This window comes from Pseudomonas sp. PS01300 (assembly GCF_029960155.1).
In the GTDB taxonomy this organism is placed as follows: domain Bacteria; phylum Pseudomonadota; class Gammaproteobacteria; order Pseudomonadales; family Pseudomonadaceae; genus Aquipseudomonas; species Aquipseudomonas palmensis.
The window spans coordinates 1-255 of record NZ_JASCPN010000181.1; the positions used below are offsets into that span (position 1 = coordinate 1).

Here is a 255-nt window from a genome sequence, read left to right on the forward strand (position 1 = left end):
CGAACTATGCGACCACGGACAAAGGGGATGTGCCGAGCATCAGCGAACCGCACAAGGTGTATACCGCCTCGGAAACGTTGGCGTTGCTCAAGAACTACGAGATCAACCACGCGAACTTCTATGATCCGAAGGTGAATCAGGAATACCTGATCAACGACAGATTCCTTCAGAACTGGGAACAACTCGCCTATTACGACCGCAACCTCAATTACGGCAAAACCGATCTGCTGGGTGGTGGGATTGGCGTAGGGCAAG

1 protein-coding gene is annotated in these 255 nt (G+C 52.5%); it reads left to right on the forward strand.

All coding sequences use genetic code 11. The features are described 5' to 3' along the window. On the forward strand, window positions 1-255 hold a 255-nt coding region (locus QMX96_RS26970; protein ID WP_282362746.1), incomplete at both ends, for a hypothetical protein.